The following is a 22984-nucleotide window of genomic DNA, read 5'->3' as shown; positions in this document are numbered from 1 at the left end:
GGCGCCTAGCGCCGTGACTTCCGGGCTGGCTTCCCTGCAAACAGTTTCCGGTCCAGCGAAAGCGCCCCGGAACCGATGAAGGCAAACGCCAACGCCAACGCGATATACAGAATGAGCAGCTCCGCGTTGATGCCGGGACTATTGCTCAACAATGGCTTGCCTGATTCGGTGACAAACCAGATCCCTGCGTACATGAGGGCCGCCAGGAAGCCAGCCACCCTGGTCAGCGCGCCGAGCACCAAAAGCGCGCCCAAACCGGTTTCGCCCCAGATGACGAGCCAGGACATCAGCTCCGCTTTTTGAACACCCATGGCGGCGATGGTTGCCTCGAACGCAGGCTGCCCCGCGAGCAGCTTCTGGACCCCATGAAGCAGCAAAAGGCCGCCGAACACGATCCTCAGAAACGCGATGCCACGCGAGGATGAGATCTGCGAGGGAAGGAGGAATTTCACCCGGTCCAATCTTCCATGCCTTGGGCACAGCTCAAAACAGCCGCTCCGTCCACGGCAGAATGGAACTGCAGTGGACCTCGATGGGAGGCCGCAGGACAGGATGGGTGAATCCAGGATGGATGTTGACGTCGTCGTAGTCGGCGGAGGTGCAATGGGATCAGCTGCGGCGCGGCAGCTCGCACTCAGGGGGCGATCGGTGGTCCTCCTTGAGCAGTTTGAGGAGGGGCACCATGTGGGCGCTTCGCACGGAGCCACGCGCAACTTCAACACGGCCTACGCGGAGGACGACTATCTCGCCTTGGTCAGCGAAGCGAGGGACCTCTGGGACGGGCTCGCAGAGGAGACCGACACGCAATTGTTGGATCTTGTGGGTCTGGCCAACCACGGAAATGTTGCCCGGCTCCGGGAAGTCCGTACCGCGCACGCAGAGCGGGGCATCGCAAGCCATTTCATCTCCGCCAAGGAGGCGTCACAGCGTTGGCCAGGCATGGTGTTCCGAAGCGATGTCCTCTTCGTGCCGGAATCGGGCCGGGTGCGGGCGGGCGAGGCCCTCAGGGCCCTGCGCACATCGGCCGAGGCACACGGTGCCCGCTTCGAGTATTCGACCCCTGCTCGCGAGATCCGCGTCCTCGGCGAGGATCGCGCCGTCGTCGTGACTGATTCGCTGGAGATCACCGCGCGCCGGGCTGTCATCACGGCGGGCGCCTGGACCAGCAAGCTTGTCGGGGCGCAGGTACCGCTCCCCCGTTTGGTGGTCACCCAGGAGCAACCTGCCCATTTCGCGCCCATCGACGATTCCCAGTCCTGGCCGAGTTTCAACCACGCTCCGGACCCCGGAGATCCCCGTGACGACTATTGGTACAGCCCTGTCTATGGGATGCTCACGCCGGGCGAAGGGGTCAAGGCGGGCTGGCACGGCGTAGGGCCGGTTACCGATCCTGATGCCCGCACGTTCCAACCCGAGCCGGTCCAGCTGGAGGCCCTCCGCCGCTACGCTCGTGATTGGCTGCCAGGGGTCGACGCCGAATCGGCGGTTCCCATCAGCTGCACCTACACGAGCACGGCCAACGAAGACTTCGTGCTCGACCGTTTTGGACCGCTGGTGGTCGGGGCCGGGTTCTCCGGGCACGGATTCAAGTTCACCCCTGCTATCGGCCGAGTACTTGCCGATCTTGTCGACGGGCTCGACGCGCCGCACCGCTTCCGCCGCGCTTAAATGCAACTGACCCGCAGTTGTTGTCGTTATGAACCCTCAAAACGACAACAACTGCGAGCTAGTTGGGTGGGGTGGGACGCTTAGTTCAGCGTGGCGACAACCTCGTTGAGCTTTGCGGAAGGACGCATCACGGCCTCTGCCTTTGCGGCGTCGGGGCGGTAGTAACCGCCGATGTCGACAGGCGAACCCTGGACTCCGAGCATCTCGGCAATGATGGTTTCCTCGTTGGACGTCAGGGCCCCGGCAACGGCGGAGAACGCCGCGGCGAGCTCGGCGTCGTCGGTCTGCTGGGCAAGTTCCTGCGCCCAGTACTTGGCGAGGTAGTAGTGGCTGCCTCGGTTGTCGAGTTCGCCCACCTTGCGCTTAGGGGACTTGTTGTCCAGCAGGAACGTGCCCGTTGCGCGGTCCAGCGTGTCGGCGAGGACCTGGGCCCGCGCATTGCCGGTGGTGGTGGCAAGGTGCTCGAAGCTAACGGCCAGCGCGAGGAATTCGCCCAGGCTGTCCCAGCGCAAGTGGTTTTCCTGCAGGAGCTGCTGGACGTGCTTCGGAGCCGATCCACCGGCACCGGTCTCGAAGAGGCCGCCGCCATTGATCAGCGGGACCACGGAGAGCATCTTGGCGCTGGTGCCAAGTTCGAGGATCGGGAACAGGTCGGTGAGGTAGTCACGCAACACGTTGCCAGTCACCGAGATGGTGTCTTCGCCCTTGCGGATCCGCTCCAGCGTGAACGCGGTGGCCTTCTCCGGGGACATGATTTCGATCTGTAGGCCCTCGGTGTCGTGGTCCTTCAGGTATTCCTTGACCTTGGCGATTAGCTGGGCGTCGTGGGCGCGGGTTTCGTCGAGCCAGAAGACAGCCGGCATCTTTGAGGCGCGGGCACGGGTGACGGCCAACTTGACCCAGTCGCGGATCGGCACGTCTTTGGTCTGGCAGGCGCGCCAGATGTCGCCCGGGGAGACCTGGTGTTCGATCAGCACGGTTCCGGAGGAATCCACAAGCTGCATGGTGCCCGCATACTCAACCTCGAAGGTCTTGTTGTGGCTGCCGTATTCCTCAGCTGCTTGTGCCATCAGGCCGACGTTCGGAACCGTACCCATGGTGGTGGGATCGAAGGCGCCGTGGGCACGGCAGTCATCGATGACCACTTGGTAGACATCCGCGTAGCAGCTGTCCGGGATGACCGCGAGGGTATCGCCTTCTTTGCCGTCCGGTCCCCACATGTGGCCGGAGCTGCGGATCATTGCCGGCATCGAAGCGTCAACAATGATGTCGCTGGGAACGTGCAGGTTGGTGATGCCCTTGTCGGAATCGACCATGGCCAGTGCCGGGCCGTCTGCCAGGCCCTTCTTGATGGCCGCCTTGATGCCTTCGCGGACGTCCTCCGGGAGTTCATCGAGGCCGTTGAGGATGGAAGCGAGGCCGTTGTTGGCGCTCAGGCCGGCAGCAGCGATCTGCTTGCCGTAGGTGTCGAAAAGCTCGGAGAAATACGCCTTGACGACGTGGCCGAAGATGATCGGATCGGAGACCTTCATCATGGTGGCCTTCAGGTGTGCCGAGAACAGCACGCCTTCTTCCTTGGCGCGGACCACCTGGGCAGCCAGGAACTCGTCCAAGGCCGCGGCGCGCAGAACTGTGCCATCCACTACTTCACCGGCGAGGACGGGGAAGGCCGGCTTGAGGACCTTGACGGTGCCGTCTTCGCGGACAATTTGGATCTTGACGGCGTCATCGGCGGGGATGACCACGGACTTCTCGTTGGAGCGGAAGTCGTTCTCCGTCATGTGAGCGACGTTGGTCTTGGAGTCCGCGCTCCAGGCACCCATGGAGTGCGGATTCTGGCGGGCGTAGTTCTTCACCGACAGGGGCGCGCGACGGTCCGAGTTGCCTTCACGCAGGACCGGGTTCACGGCCGAGCCCTTGATCTTGTCGTAACGCGAGCGGATGTCCGTCTCTTCGTCGGAGGAGGGGTTGTCCGGGTAGTCCGGAAGTGCGTAGCCCTGCCCCTGCAGTTCGGCAACGGCTGCCTTCAGCTGCGGGACGGACGCGCTGATGTTGGGGAGCTTGATGATGTTTGCTTCGGGCTTCTTTGCCAGTTCACCCAGTTCGGCCAGCGCGTCACTGATGCGCTGCTCTTCAGTCAGGTAGTCACCGAAGACGGCGATGATTCGGCCGGCCAGCGAAATGTCGCGGGTCTCGACCTCAACGCCGGCCGTCGAGGCGAAAGCTTCCACAATCGGCAGGAATGAGTACGTCGCCAGCATCGGCGCTTCGTCAGTGTGGGTATAGATAATCTTTGCCATTGGCGGGGCATCTCCCTGAAAGTCTGCAGATTTCAACATCTCTAACTTACCTGAGGGGGCCGGATTGCCGCGTACCGGGACGGCCCCGTTCGAGCTGTGCTACGTCATACCCCGCCGCACCTTATGTACCTCCGCGCCAAATCGGAGTAGGTTCATGGGGTCAAACTGTGGCCGACGACACGTGGCCGCCAAACGATTGGCAGGACAATCATGACAAAGAAATCACTCCCCATCACTGGTCTCCTGAGCCTCCTTACCTCCGCCGTTTTGACCCTCTGTGCCGCTGGAGGGGCGGCAGCCGCAACGCCTTTCACCGCGGTTTCGAGCTTCGCAGCGCCTGGGACGCAGCAGCTCGTCAGCTTGGCGACAACAAACACCGACCCCACGGGGTACTGGACTCCCGAACGGATGCAAGCGGCAATTCCTGGCGATGTCCTAGCTGGCAAAGCCCTCGCACGAGGTGGCACCTCCAGCACCGCCAACGGCACGGTCGAAACCGGACCGCCAGTGAAAATCTCCAGCGCCAAAGGCGGCAGCGCGAGCCTGCACCAAGACGAAGACCCCATTGACCACGTCGGCAAGGTCTTCTTCACCATGGGTGCCTTCGCCTACGTCTGCTCCGGCAACGTGGTGGTGTCGGACAACGACAGCACCGTGGCGACCGCGGGCCACTGCGTCAATGAGGGTCCTGGCGCATTCGTGAAGAACTTCGTCTTCGTTCCGGCTTATCTCAACGGCAAGGCCCCTTACGGCATTTGGCCTGCCAAAGCCCTCTACACCACACCCCAGTGGCGCACCGCGGGCGACATCCGCTATGACACGGGCTTCGCAGTCACTGCCACGGTGAACGGCAAGCACTTGGCCGACGTCGTCGGCGCGTCCGGCGTCGAGTTCAACCAGGACCGGGGGCTCAGCTACCAAGCGTTCGGCTACCCTGCCGCCCCGCCGTTCGACGGGCAATCGCTGAAGAGCTGTTCGGGTGACGCCACCAAGGATCCGATCAATCCACAGTTCAAGGCGCAGGGCATTCCCTGCGATATGACGGGCGGATCATCAGGCGGACCATGGATGGTGGACTCAGGCCGGGATTCCTACCAAAACTCCATTACGAGCTACGGCTACCCCGGCGGCCCGGCTGTGATCTACGGGCCTTATTGGGGCTCCGTCATCCGGGAAGCCTACGAGTCGGCGTCCGCGTCCTAGGTCCTCCGGCTACTCGGAAATAGGGCAGAATTCGCATCTTGTCAAAACGAAAGTCAAATCTCACAAAAGTTTCACAATCTCTTTACATGCTTGTCATGGCTTGGGTAGTTTCGGTTCCGTCAGTCGGCGGCCACCACCAACCGACCGCCTTCCCCTCGATATCTAGGACAACTGTGACGAGAACGAAGACCCTGGCCACAAGCCTGCTGAGCCTCACTGCCGCCGCCTTACTCGCACTGGGCGCCGGCAGCGGGGCCACGGCGGCTCCGTCCATGAACAATGGCGCCGATGCGTCGACCGTCAGCAGCAATTCGGCGTCGGACGCCAACACCGCTGACTTTTGGACTCCTGAACGGATGAAGAACGCCGTCTCCGGCGACGTTCTCGCGAGCAAGGCGCTCACGCGGGCACAGGCCGCAGTGGGCCGTTCCGACCTCCCGGTTTCTCCCGAGCAGGTATTTTCCGGCTTGGGGAGTGCCCTGACCACAATCGAAGGCCAGAAAGCCGCCAGCCCGGCAGCGCCGTCCCCGGCCGCGGACCGCGAAACGAACGCAAGTGAGTCGTCCGTTTCGCACATCGGGAAGGTGTTCTTCACACTCGGCGGGGTGAACTATGTCTGCTCCGGCAATTCCGTCACCTCGGCCAACCAGAGCACGGTGTCCACCGCAGGCCATTGCCTGAACGAAGGCCCCGGAGCGTTCGCAAGCAACTTCACGTTCGTTCCCGCCTACCTGGACGGCGCCGCGCCCTACGGCAAGTGGACGGCCAAGGCGCTCTACACAACCAGCCAATGGTCCTCGAATGGAAATATCCAGTACGACACCGGTTTCGCCGTGATGAACACCCTCAATGGCCAGAAGCTCTCGGACGTAGTGGGCGCCTCAGGGGTCCAGTTCAACGCCGCACGAGGACTGGCGTACAAGTCGTTCGGCTACCCTGCAGCATCGCCGTTCACCGGAGAATCACTCAAGAGCTGCTCCGGCACGGCCGCCAATGATCCCAACAACCCCCAGTACAACACCCAGGGGATCCCCTGCAACATGACGGGCGGTTCTTCTGGGGGCCCGTGGTTCATTGGAACCAGTTCCAGCGGGTACCAGAACTCGGTGAACAGCTACGGCTACGGAAGCAACTCCAGCAACATGTACGGCCCGTACTGGGGCAAGGTCATCCAAGGCACGTACCAGACCGCGTCCACGGCCCCCTAGCCTCCCCCCTCTCCCCCGGGCATGCCCCCTGTTCGCTCCCAGGGCTGGACATATTGCGAATATGCCCGGTCATGAACACGAAAAATGGACATGTCCACCCGGGAACGGGGGACATGTCCATTTTTGGTGAAGCAAGTGGACCTCGCGAAGCAAGTGGACCTCGTGAAGCGAGTGGACCTAGTGAAAGCCCGGACCTAGTGGAAGAAGTGCCGTGCTCCGGTGAAGTACATCGTGATGCCGGCGTCGTTGGCCGCGGCAATGACTTCCTCATCGCGCACTGAACCGCCAGGCTGCACGACGGCGCGGACGCCGGCGTCGATCAGGATCTGCAGGCCATCGGCGAATGGGAAGAACGCGTCGGAAGCGGCCACGGCACCGCGGGCACGCTCGGGAGCGCTGCTCGCGTCTGATTCTGTCGTCCCGACGTTTGAGGCACCGCCGGGGGCATCGCCCCCAATAGCACCGTCGGACTCCACCTGAACGCCCAAGGTGTTGGCGCGCTCGACGGCCAGTTTGCACGAGTCCAGGCGGTTGACCTGGCCCATGCCGATGCCAACTGCCGCTCCGTTGTTGGCGAGGAGGATCGCGTTGGACTTGGCGGCGCGACAAGCGGTCCAAGCGAACGCGAGGTCGGCCAGCGTGGCCTCGTCGGCGGCTTCGCCGGCGGCGAGGGTCCAGTTGGCGGGGTTGTCGCCGTCGGCGTCCACCTTGTCGGCTTGCTGGACGAGGACGCCGCCCGAGACCTGGCGGATTTCCGTCGGGTAGCGGCCGTAGCCGTCCGGGAGGGCCAGCAGGCGGATGTTCTTCTTCTTGGACAGGATCTCAACGGCTTCCGGCTCGAACCCCGGGGCGATCACAACCTCGGTGAAGATTCCGGCCACGGTCTTGGCCATTCCCGCCGTGACGATGCTGTTGGCGGCGATGACGCCGCCAAAAGCGGACACCGGATCGCAAGCGTGGGCCTTGGCGTGAGCGTCGGCGATGGGGTCGGCGGCATCTGCGGAACCAACGGCCACACCGCAGGGGTTGGCGTGTTTGATGATGGCGACAGCGGGCTCGGAGAAGTCGAACGCGGCGCGGAGTGCGGCGTCGGCGTCGACGAAGTTGTTGTAGCTCATGGCCTTGCCGTGCAGCTGGTCTGCCTGGGCGATGCCGGCGGGCGCAGCCTTGTCCACGTACAGGGCGGCCTGCTGGTGCGGGTTTTCGCCGTAGCGCAGCACCTCAGAGCGCTCAAGGGCGAGGCCGGCGTAAGCGGGCCAGTCGATGACGCCGTCGCCGTCTTCGTCGAGGAACTGGTTGGCAGTCCAGGTGGCAACGGCGGTGTCGTACGTCGCGGTGTGCGCGAAGGCCTTCGCGGCCAGGCGGCGGCGCGTCTTCAGGTCGAAGCCACCAGCAGCGGCGGCTTCCACCACGGCGCCGTAGAAGTTCGGGTCAACAACGATCGCGACGGCGGCATGGTTCTTGGCGGCCGAACGCACCATGGCGGGGCCACCGATGTCGATCTGCTCGACGACGTCGTCCTGGGCAGCGCCGGAGCGGACTGTCTCCACGAACGGGTAGAGGTTGACCACGACGAGGTCGAAAGGCTCGATCTCCATCTTGGCGAGCGTTTCCATGTGGGCAGGAACGCGGCGATCGGCCAGGATGCCGCCGTGCACGCGGGGGTGCAGGGTCTTGACCCGGCCATCGAGCATCTCCGGAGAGCCGGTGACTTCTTCGACTTCCTTGACCGGAATACCGGCTGCGGCGATCTTCTTCGCGGTGGAACCGGTGGAGACGATGGCGACTCCTGCTGCATGCAGGCCTTTCGCTAGCTCCTCCAGCCCCGTCTTGTCGTAAACCGAGATCAGTGCACGGCGGATGGGAACACGGTCAAGCTGCGTCAAGCTCACAAAAGTCTCCGTCTTATATCGCGGGATTCCGCGGTTGCTGGGGATATGGACGAGTTTATCGTGTTGTGGCTCCTCTTCGTTTTTCGAGACGTGGCCGCGTCCGCAACATATGGTTGGGCCATGGATTCCGAGGATGTGATTTTGGTAGCCGACGTCGGCAAGAGCCGGTGCCGGGTTGAACTCAGGCTGGGGAATGAGGTGTTGGGCTCGGCGGACCAGCAGGGCTTCCCCGGCCTGGGCATGGACAACGGCGCGCGGCTCGCCTTCGAGCTGATGGCTGACACCGCGGCCATGCTGCCGCGGGGGCTTCCGGCAGCATTCGCGCAAGGTTCGTTGCGGGGAATCGGCGCCGCCGTGGCCGGGGTTGAGGCCTCAGCGGCCAACTCCCACGAACTCGCCGTCCTGCTGTCCGAGCGCTTCAAGGTCCCGGCCGCGGTTCTCTCGGATGCCACCGCGGCCCAACTCGGCGCCCTGGATGGCGCGCCCGGAACAGTGCTGATTGTGGGCACGGGGGCTGTTGCCTTCCGCTTCGACGACGCCGGGACCCTCCACCGCGCCGACGGTTGGGGACCGCTGTTGGGCGATCGCGGAAGCGGCCGCTGGATCGGCCAGCAGGGTCTTCAGGCCGCGTTGCAAGCGCACGACGGCGGAGCGGCCACGTCGTTGCTCGGCGCGGCTGCGGCGCTGCTCGGCTCGCCCGCGCAGCTTCCGGCGTGGCTCGCCGAATCCGACAACCCTGCCCGGGCGATGGCGCGTTTCGCGCCAGTGGTGCTGGACGAAGCGGAGGCGGGAGACGCCGTCGCGCGCGGCATTGTGGACGAAGCGTGCAGGCTCCTCGTGAACACCGTGACCCTTGCCTCCGGCGAGACGAAACAAGTGGCGCTGCTTGGCGGCGTCGTGAAATCGGAGTTCTTCGGCGGGCTCTTGCACAACGCCCTCGCTTCGGCTGGGATTGAGGTGGTTGTGGCTCTCGGCGATGGAATGGACGGGGCCGCCCTCGCAGCGAACCGCCGCGGGCTCCTCCAGGAAAGGTACATTCACCGTGACGGAACTGCCTGACGCTTCTTCCCCTGATTCTCCCGACGGCGACCGGCTCAAGGAACTCCGCTCCGAGCTCGAAGGCCTGCAAACCGAAGCGGCATCGCCTGCGCTCAGTGAATTGGACACCATGGGCACGGCCGAGCTCGTCGCCGCCATGAACGAGCAGAACCGCGGCGTCCCGGCCGCCGTCGAACAGGCCAGCGCGGAGATCGCCGCAGTGGTCGACGCCGTTGCGGAGCGCCTCGCCCGCGGCGGCCGGCTGCTCTACGTCGGCGCAGGAACTGCCGGGCGGCTCGGAGTGTTGGACGCGAGCGAATGCCCGCCAACCTTCGGCACTCCCCCGGGGCTCGTCGTCGGGATCATCGCGGGCGGCACCCAGGCCATCCAGAAACCGGTGGAATACGCCGAGGACAACGCCACGGCCGGAGCCCGGGACCTGCACGACATCAGCGTGACCGAGGCGGACACCGTCATCGGAATCTCGGCTTCGGGACGCACGCCATATGTGATCGGCGCCCTCGAGGAGGCCCGCAGCCGAGGCGCATTCACGGCATCGATCGCCTGCAACCACGACTCAGCCATCAGCAAACTGGCGGACGTGGCGATCGATGTGGTGGTCGGTCCGGAATTCGTTGCCGGTTCCACGCGGCTGAAGGCGGGCACGGCGCAAAAACTCGTCCTCAACATGATCAGCACGCTCGCCATGGTCAAGCTCGGGAAGACCTACGGAAACCTGATGGTCGACCTGCGGGCAACCAACAACAAACTCCTTGCGAGGTCCCAGCGGACCATCCAACACGCCACGGGCGTGGACGCGGAAACGGCGATTCGCGCGCTGGATTCCGTGGGTGGATCGGTCAAGGCGGCCATCCTGGTGGTGCTGACTGGCATCGATCCGGCGCATGCGAAGAGCGCTTTGGATGAGGCCGGCGGCTTCCTGCGAAAGGCGATCGAGAAGCACGGATAGAGTTTTCCCCAGGAGGGGAAATGAATACTTACACAACCGTCCCGAGCGGCGAGCAAGTTGTCCAGGAGCTGCCATGGCGGTGGAAAGTCCAGGGCAGGATCTTCCTGATCGGCGGCCTCGGCTTCATGTTCGATGCCTGGGACGTCACCCTCAACGGGATCCTCATCCCGCTGCTTTCCAAGCATTGGTCCCTCCAGCCCGCCGACGCCGGATGGATCGGTACCGCCAACCTGATCGGCATGGCCTTGGGCGCTTTCGCTTGGGGCACCATCGCGGACACCATCGGCAGGAAGCAGGCCTTCACCGCCACCCTGCTGATCTTCTCCATCTTCACGGTCCTGGGAGCTTTCGCGCCGGACTTCGTCTGGTTCTGCGTCTTCCGCTTCATGGCGGGCTTCGGGCTGGGCGGCTGCATTCCGGTGGATTACGCCCTGGTAGGTGAATTCACCCCGCGGAAGCAACGCGGCAAGGTGCTGACCGCAATGGATGGTTGGTGGCCCGTGGGCGCAGCCCTGTGCGGCTTCATTTCGGCCGGACTCGTCGCTGCCTTTGCCGATTGGCGCCTCACCATGCTCGTCATGGTGTTGCCTGCCCTGCTGGTGTTCTGGGTCAGGCGGAGCGTGCCCGAATCCCCGCTCTTCCTCATCCGCAGGGGCCGGCGCCAAGAGGCCGCCGACGTCATCGACGGTCTCGTCCTGGCCACAGGGGCCGAGCCACGGGCCTACAGTCTTCCCGCCCCGCAAGACGCACCGCGCCTCTCAGCCGGCAGCGCGTGGCAGCAGCTACGGCGGGTCTGGCAGTTCAACTGGAAGATCACGACGGCGGCCTGGGCCCTGTTTTTCAGCATCCTTCTGGTCTACTACTTGAGCCTGACGTGGATGCCGCGGATTCTGATCGGCGCCGGATTCGAGGAGTACAAGGCCTTCGTGACGACAGCCGGGATGGCCGGCGTCGGGCTCCTGGGCGTGGCGGTCGCCGCAGTGCTGGTGGAGCGGGTGGGCCGCAAATGGATCCTGGCCATCACGGGGCCGCTGTCCGCGTTGACCCTGGTGATCGTGTCCTTGGTGGTGGACATTCCTGACGCCGCGGTGTTCTGGCTCCTGGCGTTCGGCTTCGTTATCCAAGTGGCGATCCCGGTGCTCTATACGTATGTGTCGGAGCTCTACCCCACCGAGCTCCGGGGCTCCGGCTTCGGCTGGGCGTCGACGTTCTCACGGGTTGGAGCAGGCATCGGGCCGCTCGTGTTCGCCTCGTATTTCTGGCCCGAGTTCGGCTTGGCCACGTCCTTCGCCTTGGCCGGCGGGCTCATCGTGGCGGCGGTGCTGTGGATGGCATTGTTTGCGCCCGAGACCAAGCAGCTCGACCTCGACTGAGCATGCCCCCGCATCCCCCCGCATCCCCCCCCGCATCCCCAACTAGCTCGCATTAGTTGTCGTTTTGAGCCGTCATAACGACAACAAATGCGAGTCAGTTGGGTCCGAAGGAGGACTCAGGCGTGTTTTCCCGCCGCGAGCTCCGCGAGGGTCCGGACCAGGAGCCTGCGCTCCACCACTTTGATGCGTTCGTGCAGGGTATCTTCAGTGTCCTCCGGGGCGATTTCGACGGCTTCCTGGGCGATGATGGGCCCGGTGTCCACGCCGGCGTCGGCCCAGTGGACGGTGCAGCCAGTCACTTTCACGCCATAGGCCATGGCATCGCGGACTCCGTGAGCACCCGGGAAAGCGGGCAGCAATGCCGGGTGCGTGTTGAGGTACTTGCCGCCGAAGGCATCGATGAATTCCGGGCTGACAATCCGCATGAACCCTGAGGAAACCACAACGTCCGGATCGTAGGAGGCAACGGCTTTAGTAAGCGCGGCGTTCCAATCGGCCCGGTCCGCGTAGTCCTTGAAGTCCACCACGAAAGTGTCCAGTCCGGCTTCGGCAGAGCGTTCCACGCCGTAGGTACCCGGCCGGTCTGCTCCCACGGCCGCGATCTCAACGTCCAGCTCGCGCGCTTTCACGGCGTCGATGACTGCTTGGAGGTTGGAACCGGTTCCGGAGACGAGGACAACAATGCGCATTGCACTAGCTTATGGCTGGCTCGCGTAGGCTGGAAAACATGAATTCCGGCGTTGGACCCACCCCGCAGCATCAGCCACAGAGCGAGGCTGCCAAATCAGCGCTTGCCGTTACCCAAACGCTGTTCAGGACATTCCTGCTGACCGTGCTTGGCGCCATCTTCGTCTACATCCTGAACATCAGCTACGTCTGGCTCAGTGGCATCCTCACCGTCATCGCGGGGGTGCTTGGAGTGGTGGTCCTCGTGCGGACCATCCGGTTCAAGCAGCCACGCATCGTCTTGTTTGGCACGATTTCCGGGCTCGTGGTCACGGCCGTCATGTGCCTGCTGGTGCTGACCGCGGTTGTCTTCTTCCAGCAGATCACCACCTTGGAGAACTGCGCACGAAGCGCCCTGACGCTCCACGCCCAGAACTCGTGCCAGGTGGATTTCCAGAAGTCCATTCCCTCCGGATTGCGCTAGCCGGGGCGCGAGCCAGGTGAGGCGGGCACCTTAGCGGCGGTCGCCGTCGTACACGGCATCGTCGAGATCCGCCTCGTGGAGCTTCTGCCGCCTCTCGAGCCAGGGCCCCACCCAGTAACCGATTACGACGCCGATCCCCACCTCCGCGGCGATCCAGACTGCCGTCCACCGCGGGTCCGGGCCGATCTCGGTGAGACGCCCGATTCCGGCGGAACCACGCGCAAGCCAGGCGAGGCCTCCAGCCAAAGCCCCTGCGACGGCCCCGATGAGCGCGCCGAGGATCAACGTGGAAACAGGAGCGGTGAACCAGCGCGCCTTGATCTTGATGGAAAGCCATTCGTCGAAGTGGTTCTCCCCCGCACGCAGGAACCACCACCCTGCCAATAGACCAGCGATCACCGGAAGGGCAAGGGCCGCGGCGCCGAAGTCGAGCTGCCCGGTGGGCAGTGCGCCGAACACAGGAATCGCGGGCAGCGGCCCGACGGCGGTGCCCAGCGGCCCCGCGTGCGAGCCGACACCGAGCGAGAAGCCGGCGCCGGAGGACCAAGCCAAAGTGAAAACTGCCAGATTGGGCAGATAGCCGAGCTGGGCGATGGTGAGGACGCCACCGCCGAGGGCCCCGGCTTTCAGGCCTTCGTAAACAGCGATGATGTCCGTCCAGTGCATGACAAGGTCGACGGCGAGCAGCGTCGCTGAGAGTGTCATGGCCGCCATGATTGCCACGAATCCGGCCTTGATGGCGGAGCCGAAGTAGGACCCGGCCCAACGGGAATGCTGGCTTGTGCGTGCGAGCCAATCGACGGCGTCGACGCCAATGAGCCTGCTCCAGGAGCCGGACTCCCGCCGGGCGCCCACCACCATGCCGAGGCCGAACGGGATAAGGGGAATTAATGCAGCGAACCAGATATTGATGCCGATATCCTGCGTGCGACAGACGAATCCGGTCGCCGCGCCGAATGCCCCGTAGACGAGCAACGCTCCGAAGAAGGCCTGCCACAGCTGGTCCGTGTAGGAGGCCCTGGCCAGCCGGCGGCCCGCGCGCCATGCCAGGAGGAAGGGGACCAAAGTCAGTCCGAGCGGGATAAGGGACAGCATCCCGGACCCCGGTAGGCCTGCGGTTCCCAGATTGACGGTGGCAAGCTGCAGCGGCACGCCGTGGACCAGGAGCCAAGTTTGGCCAGCCAAGCGTGCCAGGAAATCGATAGTGTGGTTCTGGAATCCGTCAGTTGCCCAGACTCCGATCAGCGGCAGGACCACCACGAGCGCCGAGATGATAGCGGCCTGGGCCGACTCAAGGGCACCCTGCAGCCACAAAGGCATGGGCAGGCCATGGTTACCGGTCTGATCAGCGCGCAGTTTCATCGTGTTCTATCGTGCCACGGCGTGCCCCGCTCCCCCGGCAGGCGCCCGCACGGCCTGCAAATCCTCCAACGCCCGCTCACTTATAGCCCCCTTCCGGCCAACGCTCGCTCACTTATAGGGCGCGATCACCAAACGCTCGCTCACTCCGGCCGCGCCGCCGTCGTATGGGTGAGCGAGCGTCCGGGGAAAACCGCGCATATCTGAGCGCGCGTCCGGGGGCGGCGAGGTCCGGGGGGGCGGCGCCGGGCCGCCGGGCTGCCGCCGCTCCCAGCGCTTTTTGCATATGCCAGACGTAAAATTGGATTGTTCGCAAAGGTGGATGGAGGGCATAAATGACTACCGCAACCCCACATGCACATGGTGTTCACTTTGGACGCACGGACATCCAGAACATCGGCATGGGTGTAGGTATTCTGATGGCGCTGGTGGGCCTTCTCGGATTCATTCCGGGCATCACCATGCGGTACGGGGAATTGCAGTTCTTCGGGCCAAATTCGCACGCAATGCTCCTGGGTGCGTTCCAAGTGTCTCTGCTGCTCAACATTGTGCAGCTGCTGATCGGCGGAACCAGCTGGGCGATGTCCCGCTCGGGCGGCCATAGCGCACGCAATATCCTGATGAGCTTCGGTGCCTTGTACATCGTGCTCAGTGTGTACGGACTGAGTGTCGGGGTTGATTCGGCGGCCAACTTCCTGTCGCTGAACACGCTCGACAACTGGACGTTCATCGTCTTGGGCATCCTGATGGTCGCCGCAGGCTGGATGTTTTCACGGCATCTGGCTGACGACGCAAAATAGCCCATTCAAAGCCCGGAATAAGTTAGCCCGGGATTACAGGAGCCGCCAATGGTAGGGTCTAGAGCCAAATCTGAATAGTCATACAAGCGGTTGGTGCAGTTCCTGCGGTGAAGAAGCCGGGGGCTGTGCCAACCTTCTTTGTGCCCTACGCCGTCAGATCCACTTTGGTGCCGCCGGTACCGGCCCGGCACCACTAGCGACACCGCCGGTCCCGCGCCCGGTGGCCCATTGCACGACGCCGGCAAGAGGCCCGGTGATCACGACCGCGGCGTCCGGATCGCCGAACGTGAGGTCTGTGGCGGCGACTCTGACCAACAACCCGGCATCGGTGCCCCGGGTTGCCCAAGCGGAGGTGATGTCGCGCAGCAGCCGCTCCAGGACCGACGCCGGGATGTCGCCGAACGATGCTCCGTTGTCGAGGTCGACGGCGTGCACCCAGACTTCGCGGGTGCGCATCCAGACCGTTTCCGACGCCGGGACGGTGCGGCCCTGGGCCGTGCGCACCGTGTGGTGCCAGGCGTCCTCGGGCAGATCCCGCCATTCCACGCTCAAGTGCACGGCCGAATGATCGAAGAGGTTCCGCAACGCGATGGGAGACAGAGTGGCACCGAAGTTGATCTCCTCATCCCGCGCGGCAACGGAGGGATACATCGGAGTCTCCACGCCGGTCGAGGCCCACTCGACCAAGCGGGCGATGGCCCGGGCGTTATAGCCGACGTGTGCTACAACGTGGCGGCGGCTCCAGCCGGGAAGCAGCGAATCGCCGTCGACCCCGACGTCGGAGAGTTCGTTGAGCTTGCGGGCGAAGAATGCGGTCCCCCGCCGGGCCTGCAGCAATTGTTCCTGCAGGCCCGGATCGGTGGTGAGGTCCTGGCGGGCAACCATCAGGCTTCCTTGACCACGCGGTTGTTCAGCTGGCCCAGGCCCTCGATGGTGGTGACCAGGAGCTGGCCTTCCTGCAGGTACCGCTTCGGGTCCTGGGCATGGCCCACACCGCCCGGCGTGCCCGTGGCAATCACATCGCCCGGGTTCAGCGTGATGATGGTCGAGATGTAGGACACGAGGAATTCCGGGGTGAACACGAGGTCCCCGGTGGGGGTGCTCTGCTGGATCTCACCGTCCACCGCGGAAGTCATCAGCGGCCCCGCGGTGAATTCGTCCTTGGTGACCAGGGCCGGCCCGAACGGCGTGGACTTCTCCCAGGTCTTGCCCTGCAGCCACTGGACGGTGCGGAACTGGTAGTCGCGCATGCTGATGTCGTTCAGCACCGAGTACCCAGCGATGTGATCAGCCGCGTCGGCTTCGCTAATGCGGCGCCCCTTCTTGCCGATCACGACGGCGAGCTCGGCCTCCCAGTCAACGGTGTCCGATTCCTGCGGCAGCGCCAGATCGTCGTTGGGACCGATCAGCGATTCCTGGTACTTCGCGAACAGGGTGGGGTACTCGGGGATGTCCCGGCCCATCTCTTTGATGTGGTTGCGGTAGTTGTGCCCGACGCAGATGATTTTCCCCGGTGAGGGCACGACGGCGGCGAGGTCGGCGCCGTCGTACGCGTGCGTTGCGCCGTTGGCCGCCTCAGCGATGGCCGCCCAGGCGGGGTTCTGCAGGAGCGCGCCCACATCGGAGAAGCCGTCGATCTCTGTCAGGGTGTCGCCGTCCTGGCGGACGGCCACGGTACCTTTGTCGGCGCCGGTGCGGAGGGTGAGGAGTCTCATTTGTTGCGTCCTTCGATGTACGTGCGGTTGAAATTCAGTCGTTCAAAAATGGGTGCGTCGCTGAAGCGGAACAGATCGAACTCGCTCTCGGCTTCGAGGGACCACAGAGCCCAGGACGGGACCACGAACAGGTCGCCTTTCTCCAGGATCTTGGACTCCCCGTTCAACACCACGGTGCCGCGTCCTTCGAAGACCTGCCAGACGCTCGAGCCGACCTCGCGCAACGGCTCGGTCGAAGCGCCGGCCCGCAGACGGTGGAATTCCGCGCGGATGGTCGGCATGACGTCCCCTCCGGTGGTCGGGTTGGTGTAGCGCACGGCGGCGTGGCCCTGGGACACAGTGGCGGGGTGGCCTTCATCTTCGAGAAGCAACTGTTCGCGGAGGGCCGCGTCCGTGTGCTCCCAGCGGTAGGCCGCGATCGGGGAATTCACCGTGTCCTGCAGGCCGGAGAGCGGGCGCAGTCCCGGGTGAGCCCACAATCGCTCGGAGCGCGAAACATCCGGGGTGGCCTCATCCGTGACCCGTTCGGTGCCGAATTCGAAGAACCCGGCGTCCGCGTAGTGCACGAACGGGATGTCCAGTCCGTCGATCCACGCCATCGGCTGATCGGTGTCGTTGTGGTGGCCGTGGAAGTTCCAGCCCGGCGTGAGCAGGAAATCCCCGCGGCGCATCGCCACCGGGTCCCCATTGACAACTGTCCAGACACCTTCGCCCTCGACGACGAAACGGAAGGCGTTCTGCGAGTGGCGGTGCTCCGGGGCAGTTTCATGCGCGCCCAGATACTGGATGGCGGCCCACAGGGTAGGCGTCGCATACGGCGTGCCGGACAGGCCAGGGTTGGCCAGTGCTATGGCACGGCGTTCACCACCCCGGCCTACGGGCACGAGGTCCCCGGCACGGGCCGCCAATGGGTACAAATCGTTCCAGCGCCACACGTGCGGCACCGCTTTCGGGGACGGCACCATCGGCATCAGGTCCGCGATCTCGGTCCAGAGCGGGATCAGGTTCCCGGCTTCGAAATCCTCATACAGCTGCTCCAGCTGCGCCGCTTCCTCCGGGGTCGGTTCCGGAATCGCGTGCGCGGCGGCAACTGATTCATGCGTTGTGCTATCGGCGCTGATGGACACAGGGGCCTCCTCGAGGGGTACGGGACAGTTTTTGCGTACTCCAGACCCTAGGGAGGTCCTCAAGTGATCTCCAGCATATTCTGCTAGCCAGAATCCGCTGGCCCAACTGACAGGCCCGCTGACCCAACTGGCTCGCATTTGTTGTCGTTATGGGCCCTCAAAACGACAACGACTGCGAGCCAGTTGGGTGGGTTAAGGCTGGGACTCGGCCGGATTGGCTGCGATATCGATCTCCAATTGGCGCTGGGTTTCCCGCATGATGCCCACCAGTCCGCTGTCGAAGAGCCTGCGGAACCTTGCCACGGGAGTCGCGACACTCAGTGCACCCACGGCAACGCCCCGTCCGTTGTGAAGGGCAACCCCCAAGGCGCTGATCCCCTCCTCGGTGCCCTCGAAATTCGCGGCGAATCCGTTGCTCCGGATCGTCTCGAGCTCGCGGAGGAAAGCCGGATATTCCGCGTCTGGAATGTTGTCCCCGCCGATTTCCGCATTGTGGCTGCGGAACAACTGCTCAATCATGGCGGGCTCCAGTTCGGCCAGCAGCGCCTTGCCTCCCGAGGCCTTGTTCGCGGGCAGAACGGTCCCCTGGCGGTCGCCTACCCGTAAGGCGTTGGTCCCCTCCACCGTGGCCAGGAACCTCACTTTGGTGCCCACCCGAACCATGAGATTGACGGTCTCGTTGATCCGACCACTCAGGAGTTCCATGTGCGGCTGCGCCACCGTGCGCAGCAAACGGCTCCAGCTGAGTCCTGCCGGGCCAACCCCCATGGCCGGCCCAGGCACGTAGCGGCGGGTCTCGTCCTGGACCGCGAACCCCCGGTAGACCAGCATGGCCAGCAGCCGGTGCGCTGTGGAAGGGGCAACTCCCAGCTCCGCGGCGGCGTCCTTGAGCCGTAGGCTGCCGCCGTCGCGCAGGAGCTGAAGGAGGTGTAGGGCATTGTCGACGGCCTCGATGGAGTAGGCCGGTTTCTTGCGGGCTGGGAGATTCTGCACCACAGAATTCTATTGGGCTATACAAACAACGGCCACACAGTGGTGGGATGAATCACACACCATCCGCTGCAGCGCCGGAGCGGACCCAACACGGCGTTCACCAATCCCCCGGGGCCTCCGCCCGGTTCTCCAAGCGATCCGCCGCCGCTGTGCTTGTCTGCTGGCTGCTCGTAGTATTCGATGGCTACGACCTCATCGTTTACGGAACCGTGCAGTCGTCCCTCATCACCGACACAGGCTGGGGGCTCACCAAAGCCACGGCCGGCACGGTCGGTTCGATGGCATTCCTGGGCATGATGATTGGAGCCATCTTCGCTGGCAGGATGTCAGACAGTTGGGGCCGCCGACGGACGATCATCGCCTGCGCCGCGCTGTTTTCGCTCTTCACGATCCTGTGCGCGTTCTCCCCGAACGCCTTTGTCTTCGGGGGCCTGCGCTTGCTGGCCGGCATCGGCCTAGGCGGACTTGTTCCCTCGGCAAACGCCTTGGTCGCGGAGCTGGTCCCTGCCAAATGGCGGTCCACCATCGCCACTCTCATGATGTCCGGAGTGCCGATCGGCGGCTCGATTGCCGCATTGGCTGGGATTCCGCTGATTCCCGCATTCGGGTGGCCGGTCATGTTCCTTGTGGCCGCTGTGGCGCTGCTCGTGGTGGTTCCGCTGGGCATGCGCTTCCTCCCGGAAACTCTCCCGGCGACCCTCCCGGCAGCAAAAGATGCGAAGCAAGCAGTGGGCTTCAAGTCCCTGCTCCGGGCCCCGTACCTCGGCATGAGTCTCCTGTTCGCGGTCTCCACCCTCGTAACGCTCTTTGCCTGGTACGGCTTGGGCACCTGGCTGCCGAACCTGATGCAACTGGCTGGCTACAACCTCGGGTCAGCCCTGACGTTCGCGCTGGCGCTCAACCTCGGTGCCGTCGTCGGCTCGGTGGCCACCGCTTGGGCAGGAACCCGCTTCGGCCCGATCCCGACGGCGATCGCGGCAGCCGCCGTCGCCGCCGTCGCGCTGGCCGTACTGGTGGCGGGGCCGCCCGTGGGGCTTGTCTACGTCATGTTGGTGCTGGCCGGGGTGGGCACCCACGGAACCCAGTGCCTCATCATCGCGGCAGTGGCCAGCCATTACCCGGCGCACCTGCGGGGCACGGCGCTCGGCTGGGCCCTCGGAGTCGGCCGCATTGGCGCAGTCGCCGCACCCCAGGTAGGCGGACTGCTGCTCGCGGCCGGGCTCGGCGTCAACTCGAACTTCCTCGCATTTGCCGGGGCCGCCGCCGTCGCGGCCATCCTGCTCGGCGCGATCGGCGCGAAGATCAAAACGGCCAAAATCAAGACCGCCAACATCAATTCCAAAAACACCACCTCTGTAGGAGTTAGCAATGTCTGACCGCAAACCGTCCACTGAAGTCCTCGTCGTCGGCGGAGGGATGGCCGGCCTTGCCGGCGCCCTGGCCCTCCGCGCAAACGGCGCCGAGGTGACGTTGGTTGAGCGGGCGCCCGAATTCGGTGAGGTCGGCGCGGGCCTGCAGATGGCCCCCAACGCCTCCCGCGTCCTGAAGCGTTGGGGCCTTTTGGAGAAGGCGTTGGAAATCGGCGTCCGGCCCAAGCACTTGGTGTTCCGCGACGCCCTGACCGGTGAGGAACTCACCCGTCAGACCCTCGGCGGCGAGTTCGAAGAGCGCTACGGCGCCCCGTACGTCGTGATCCATCGCAGCGACCTGCACCGGATCCTGTTGGAGGCCTGCCAGGACGCCGGTGTCCGCTTGGTGAACGACGTCGTCATCGAGAAAGTCGAGACCGTGAACCACCGCGGCGTGGCCCACACCGCGAGCGCCGACGTTTACGAGGCCGACGTCGTGATCGGCGCGGACGGCCTCAAGTCCACGCTCCGCGCCGCCGTCGCGCAGGACGGGCCGGTGTCGTCGTCGTACGTCGCCTACCGCGGAACGGTGCCCATCACGCCTGAGACCCCGGCAACCGATCTCGAGGACGTCGTCGTCTACCTCGGACCCGACTGCCACCTCGTGCAATACCCGCTGCGCAAAGGCGAACTGCTCAACACGGTGGCTGTCTTCAAGTCGCCCTCGTTCGAGCGCGGCGAGGAGCAGTACGGCGGCGTCGACGAACTCGAGGCCGCTTACAAGGACTGCATTCCGGCCGTACAGCTGGCGCTCCGGAACCTGGCGACTGGGATCCGCTGGCCCATGTACGATCGCGATCCCATCGAGAACTGGATCGATGGCCGCCTTGTTTTGATGGGCGATGCCGCGCACCCCATGCTCCAGTACTTGGCCCAGGGGGCCTGCCAGGCGCTTGAAGACGCCGCCGTCCTCCAGGACTCCACCATCGGTTCCGTGTTTACCGACGACGGCGTCGACGCCGGTGCGTGGGACCGCGCCATCGGCGATTTCAACTCAGCCCGCGCAGCGCGCACGGCCCGCGTCCAACGCACCGCGCGCGTCTGGGGAGAGTCGTGGCACGTTTCCGGCGTCGCGCGCATCTTGCGGAACCTGCTGTTCAAGAGCCGACAGGACGGCGACTTCCAGTACAACGACTGGCTCTACGGCCAAGAGGGCGACGGCGTACCGGCTGGCCCAGCGGAAGGCGCTTCAGAGGCGAGGACTGAATCGCTCGCGGGAACGCACGCCTAGGAGCATCCGTTGTGTCAATTGTAGGTATCCAAATTGCTGGACTCCTGGAGCAGACCACAGCAGACTGACTACACGAGCCACTTGGGTGCTTGCCGTTGAAAGGACAGTCATGTTCGACCTCGTTGCGTATCTCCCCCTTCTTGTCACCGTATTGGGGGTAGTTGTCGCCGTTGCCGTCATTAGGCTTCTCATCAAATTGATGTGGAAGGTGGCTGAACCAAACGAGGCATTGATCATTTCCGGTCTGACTCGGGGAAGTTTGGACACCAGGGACGGAATGGATTTCAAAATCGTCACCGGGAAAGGCGCCTTGGTGGTTCCAGGGCTCCAAACAGTGAGGACTTTGTCCCTCACGCTGAATGAAACAGAACTCCAGGTCAACTGCGTGACCTCGCAAGGTATCCAGGTGATCGTGGAGGGCGTGGTTATTTACAAAATCGGTGACGCCGCACCTTTCATTGCGAATGCCGCGAGGAGGTTTCTCGGCCAGCAGCCCAAAATGCAAAGCCAGGTCTACAACGTTTTTGAGGGGCATTTGCGCTCGATCATTGGCAGCATGACCATGGAGGAGATCATCCGTGAGCGCGACAAACTTGCGTCGTTGGTCCGCAGCGCCAGTGGCATAGAAATGGAAAAGCTTGGCCTAGTGGTTGATTCCCTGCAGATCAAGGATCTCCAGGACCCCACGGGCTATATCCAAAACCTGGCCAAACCGCACATTGCGCAGGTCAAAATGGAGGCCCGCATCGCTGAAGCCACCAGGAACCGCGAGGCCGCGGAGCGGGAGGCCGAGGCCGCCGCCCAGATCGCGGACGCCCAAAGCCTTTCGGCGATCAAGCAATCAGCGGCCCAAGCCAATGCCGAAACCGCCAAGGCCAACGCCGCCCAGGCGGGACCGTTGGCTGATGCCACGGCTCGCCAGCAAGTGGTGGTCCAGGAAACCGAGGTGGCAAAGCTCGAGGCGGACCGTGAGGAGCAAAAGCTCCAGACGTCCATCCGGAAGCCTGCCGATGCCAAGGCGTACGCGCAGCGGACTGAGGCGGAAGCCCAAAAGGCCGCCGACATCAGCGCGTCCGAGGCGCGGGCACGGCGCACGGAACTCGAGGCCCAGGCGAACGCCCGCAAGGTGGAAGTCGAAGCCCAGGCCAACGCCACGGCCGCGGCCGCCATTGCGGGAGCTACGAAGATCACCGGTGAAGCCGAAGCGGCAGCCACCAAGGCCCGGGGTGACGCTGCAGCCTCCGCCATCAAGGCCAAATCCTTGGCGGAAGCGGACGGCATCAAGGCCCGTGCCGAGGCTCTCGGAACCAACCAAGAGGCCGTTATCTCCCAACAGCTCGCGGAGAACATGCCTGCGATCGTGGCAGCCGCTGCTGAACCGTTTGCCCACGTGGGTAACCTGACGGTCCTGAACGGCGGCGAGGGCCTCAACAGCATGGTGGGTGGGATCCTGTCCCAGGTGGGCAACTACCTGCCCTCGATCACAGCAGCGCTCAAGAACGGCAAGGAACCGCCCAAGCGGCCCACCAAAACGCCTGATGCGTAGGG

20 protein-coding genes are annotated in these 22984 nt (G+C 64.3%); 11 read left to right on the top strand and 9 right to left on the bottom strand.

Annotated elements, in window-relative coordinates; all coding sequences use genetic code 11:
* Positions 1–5: 5 nt before the first annotated feature.
* Positions 6–452, bottom strand: a complete 447-nt coding sequence (locus ACSKT0_RS05265; RefSeq protein WP_437772829.1) for a DoxX family protein — start codon at positions 450–452, stop codon at positions 6–8.
* Between the two features lie 115 nt (positions 453–567).
* On the opposite strand from ACSKT0_RS05265, the gene ACSKT0_RS05260 reads away from it, so the two are divergent.
* Entirely contained in the window at positions 568–1668 is a 1101-nt protein-coding gene (locus ACSKT0_RS05260; protein ID WP_437773970.1) for an FAD-dependent oxidoreductase, read from the top strand.
* Between the two features lie 80 nt (positions 1669–1748).
* Here ACSKT0_RS05260 and ACSKT0_RS05255 read toward each other — a convergent pair whose 3' ends face one another.
* A complete protein-coding gene (locus ACSKT0_RS05255) occupies positions 1749–3968 on the bottom strand; it encodes an NADP-dependent isocitrate dehydrogenase (RefSeq protein WP_437772828.1) in 2220 nt (739 codons plus the stop codon).
* Between the two features lie 210 nt (positions 3969–4178).
* Between ACSKT0_RS05255 and ACSKT0_RS05250 the strand changes: the two genes are divergently transcribed.
* A complete protein-coding gene (locus ACSKT0_RS05250) occupies positions 4179–5171 on the top strand; it encodes a trypsin-like serine peptidase (protein WP_437772827.1) in 993 nt (330 codons plus the stop codon).
* A 173-nt stretch (positions 5172–5344) separates the two neighbouring features.
* Positions 5345–6379, top strand: a complete 1035-nt coding sequence (locus ACSKT0_RS05245) for a trypsin-like serine peptidase (RefSeq protein WP_437772826.1) — start codon at positions 5345–5347, stop codon at positions 6377–6379.
* Between the two features lie 194 nt (positions 6380–6573).
* Here the strand turns inward: ACSKT0_RS05245 and purH are convergent, their stop codons facing one another.
* Positions 6574–8271 (bottom strand): bifunctional phosphoribosylaminoimidazolecarboxamide formyltransferase/IMP cyclohydrolase, encoded by a 1698-nt coding sequence (purH, locus tag ACSKT0_RS05240; protein ID WP_437772825.1) that lies wholly within the window; start codon positions 8269–8271, stop codon positions 6574–6576.
* Between the two features lie 120 nt (positions 8272–8391).
* On the opposite strand from purH, the gene ACSKT0_RS05235 reads away from it, so the two are divergent.
* The 3 genes from ACSKT0_RS05235 to ACSKT0_RS05225 are packed head-to-tail and all read left to right on the top strand — an operon-like array spanning position 8392 to position 11652.
* A complete protein-coding gene (locus ACSKT0_RS05235; protein WP_437772824.1) occupies positions 8392–9330 on the top strand; it encodes an N-acetylglucosamine kinase in 939 nt (312 codons plus the stop codon).
* The gene (murQ, locus tag ACSKT0_RS05230; RefSeq protein WP_437773969.1) at positions 9323–10279 is read left to right on the top strand and encodes an N-acetylmuramic acid 6-phosphate etherase; all 957 of its coding nucleotides are present in this window, start codon (positions 9323–9325) and stop codon (positions 10277–10279) included. The genes ACSKT0_RS05235 and murQ overlap by 8 nt, the downstream gene beginning before the upstream one ends.
* 20 nt (positions 10280–10299) lie before the next feature.
* Positions 10300–11652, top strand: a complete 1353-nt coding sequence (locus tag ACSKT0_RS05225; RefSeq protein ID WP_437772823.1) for an MFS transporter — start codon at positions 10300–10302, stop codon at positions 11650–11652.
* Positions 11653–11768: 116 nt separating this feature from the next.
* On the opposite strand, the gene purN is transcribed toward ACSKT0_RS05225, so the two are convergent.
* Positions 11769–12341 carry a phosphoribosylglycinamide formyltransferase gene (gene purN, locus ACSKT0_RS05220; RefSeq protein WP_437772822.1) on the bottom strand — a complete coding sequence of 191 codons (573 nt, stop codon included), beginning with the start codon at positions 12339–12341 and terminating at the stop codon, positions 11769–11771.
* Between the two features lie 38 nt (positions 12342–12379).
* Here purN and ACSKT0_RS05215 point away from each other — a divergent pair, with 38 nt between their 5' ends.
* Positions 12380–12802: a hypothetical protein gene (locus tag ACSKT0_RS05215; RefSeq protein ID WP_437772821.1), complete on the top strand. Its 423-nt coding sequence runs from the start codon at positions 12380–12382 to the stop codon at positions 12800–12802.
* 30 nt (positions 12803–12832) lie between these two features.
* Here ACSKT0_RS05215 and ACSKT0_RS05210 read toward each other — a convergent pair whose 3' ends face one another.
* The gene (locus tag ACSKT0_RS05210) at positions 12833–14164 is read right to left on the bottom strand and encodes a cell division protein PerM (RefSeq protein WP_437772820.1); all 1332 of its coding nucleotides are present in this window, start codon (positions 14162–14164) and stop codon (positions 12833–12835) included.
* Positions 14165–14496: 332 nt separating this feature from the next.
* Between ACSKT0_RS05210 and ACSKT0_RS05205 the strand changes: the two genes are divergently transcribed.
* A complete protein-coding gene (locus ACSKT0_RS05205; RefSeq protein ID WP_345450010.1) occupies positions 14497–14961 on the top strand; it encodes a DUF4383 domain-containing protein in 465 nt (154 codons plus the stop codon).
* Positions 14962–15114: 153 nt separating this feature from the next.
* Here the strand turns inward: ACSKT0_RS05205 and ACSKT0_RS05200 are convergent, their stop codons facing one another.
* The 4 genes from ACSKT0_RS05200 to ACSKT0_RS05185 form a co-directional block, all read right to left on the bottom strand.
* On the bottom strand, positions 15115–15846 hold the full coding sequence (locus ACSKT0_RS05200) for a maleylpyruvate isomerase family mycothiol-dependent enzyme (RefSeq protein WP_437772819.1): 732 nt from the start codon (positions 15844–15846) through the stop codon (positions 15115–15117).
* On the bottom strand, positions 15846–16676 hold the full coding sequence (locus ACSKT0_RS05195) for a fumarylacetoacetate hydrolase family protein (RefSeq protein ID WP_437772818.1): 831 nt from the start codon (positions 16674–16676) through the stop codon (positions 15846–15848). The genes ACSKT0_RS05200 and ACSKT0_RS05195 overlap by 1 nt, the downstream gene beginning before the upstream one ends.
* Positions 16673–17803, bottom strand: a complete 1131-nt coding sequence (locus ACSKT0_RS05190; RefSeq protein ID WP_437772817.1) for a cupin domain-containing protein — start codon at positions 17801–17803, stop codon at positions 16673–16675. The genes ACSKT0_RS05195 and ACSKT0_RS05190 overlap by 4 nt, the downstream gene beginning before the upstream one ends.
* A gap of 192 nt (positions 17804–17995) precedes the next feature.
* The gene (locus tag ACSKT0_RS05185) at positions 17996–18796 is read right to left on the bottom strand and encodes an IclR family transcriptional regulator (RefSeq protein WP_437772816.1); all 801 of its coding nucleotides are present in this window, start codon (positions 18794–18796) and stop codon (positions 17996–17998) included.
* Between the two features lie 47 nt (positions 18797–18843).
* Here ACSKT0_RS05185 and ACSKT0_RS05180 point away from each other — a divergent pair, with 47 nt between their 5' ends.
* The 3 genes from ACSKT0_RS05180 to ACSKT0_RS05170 all read left to right on the top strand — a co-directional run bounded on the left by ACSKT0_RS05180 (position 18844) and on the right by ACSKT0_RS05170 (position 22982).
* A complete protein-coding gene (locus tag ACSKT0_RS05180) occupies positions 18844–20172 on the top strand; it encodes an MFS transporter (RefSeq protein WP_437772815.1) in 1329 nt (442 codons plus the stop codon).
* A complete protein-coding gene (locus ACSKT0_RS05175; RefSeq protein WP_437772814.1) occupies positions 20165–21436 on the top strand; it encodes an FAD-dependent oxidoreductase in 1272 nt (423 codons plus the stop codon). Before ACSKT0_RS05180 ends, ACSKT0_RS05175 begins: the two co-directional genes overlap by 8 nt.
* A gap of 109 nt (positions 21437–21545) precedes the next feature.
* The gene (locus tag ACSKT0_RS05170) at positions 21546–22982 is read left to right on the top strand and encodes a flotillin family protein (protein ID WP_437772813.1); all 1437 of its coding nucleotides are present in this window, start codon (positions 21546–21548) and stop codon (positions 22980–22982) included.
* Positions 22983–22984 lie beyond the last annotated feature (2 nt).

This window comes from Arthrobacter sp. KNU40, from assembly GCF_051515115.1.
Taxonomy (GTDB): domain Bacteria; phylum Actinomycetota; class Actinomycetes; order Actinomycetales; family Micrococcaceae; genus Arthrobacter.
The sequence above is the reverse complement of the archived record's forward strand: the minus strand, read 5'-3'. Positions and strand labels throughout refer to the sequence as shown.

Excerpts from the sequence above, each read along its gene's own strand:
- ACSKT0_RS05250 (WP_437772827.1), top strand. The coding sequence starts at position 4,179 with ATGACAAAGAAATCACTCCCCATCACTGGTCTCCTGAGCCTCCTTACC.
- ACSKT0_RS05235 (WP_437772824.1), top strand. The coding sequence starts at position 8,392 with ATGGATTCCGAGGATGTGATTTTGGTAGCCGACGTCGGCAAGAGCCGG.
- ACSKT0_RS05180 (WP_437772815.1), top strand. The coding sequence starts at position 18,844 with ATGAATCACACACCATCCGCTGCAGCGCCGGAGCGGACCCAACACGGC.
- ACSKT0_RS05205 (WP_345450010.1), top strand. The coding sequence starts at position 14,497 with ATGACTACCGCAACCCCACATGCACATGGTGTTCACTTTGGACGCACG.
- ACSKT0_RS05195 (WP_437772818.1), bottom strand. The coding sequence starts at position 16,676 with ATGAGACTCCTCACCCTCCGCACCGGCGCCGACAAAGGTACCGTGGCC.
- ACSKT0_RS05210 (WP_437772820.1), bottom strand. The coding sequence starts at position 14,164 with ATGAAACTGCGCGCTGATCAGACCGGTAACCATGGCCTGCCCATGCCT.
- ACSKT0_RS05260 (WP_437773970.1), top strand. The coding sequence starts at position 568 with ATGGATGTTGACGTCGTCGTAGTCGGCGGAGGTGCAATGGGATCAGCT.
- ACSKT0_RS05225 (WP_437772823.1), top strand. The coding sequence starts at position 10,300 with ATGAATACTTACACAACCGTCCCGAGCGGCGAGCAAGTTGTCCAGGAG.
- ACSKT0_RS05255 (WP_437772828.1), bottom strand. The coding sequence starts at position 3,968 with ATGGCAAAGATTATCTATACCCACACTGACGAAGCGCCGATGCTGGCG.
- ACSKT0_RS05170 (WP_437772813.1), top strand. The coding sequence starts at position 21,546 with ATGTTCGACCTCGTTGCGTATCTCCCCCTTCTTGTCACCGTATTGGGG.
- ACSKT0_RS05215 (WP_437772821.1), top strand. The coding sequence starts at position 12,380 with ATGAATTCCGGCGTTGGACCCACCCCGCAGCATCAGCCACAGAGCGAG.
- ACSKT0_RS05175 (WP_437772814.1), top strand. The coding sequence starts at position 20,165 with ATGTCTGACCGCAAACCGTCCACTGAAGTCCTCGTCGTCGGCGGAGGG.
- purN (WP_437772822.1), bottom strand. The coding sequence starts at position 12,341 with ATGCGCATTGTTGTCCTCGTCTCCGGAACCGGTTCCAACCTCCAAGCA.
- ACSKT0_RS05200 (WP_437772819.1), bottom strand. The coding sequence starts at position 15,846 with ATGGTTGCCCGCCAGGACCTCACCACCGATCCGGGCCTGCAGGAACAA.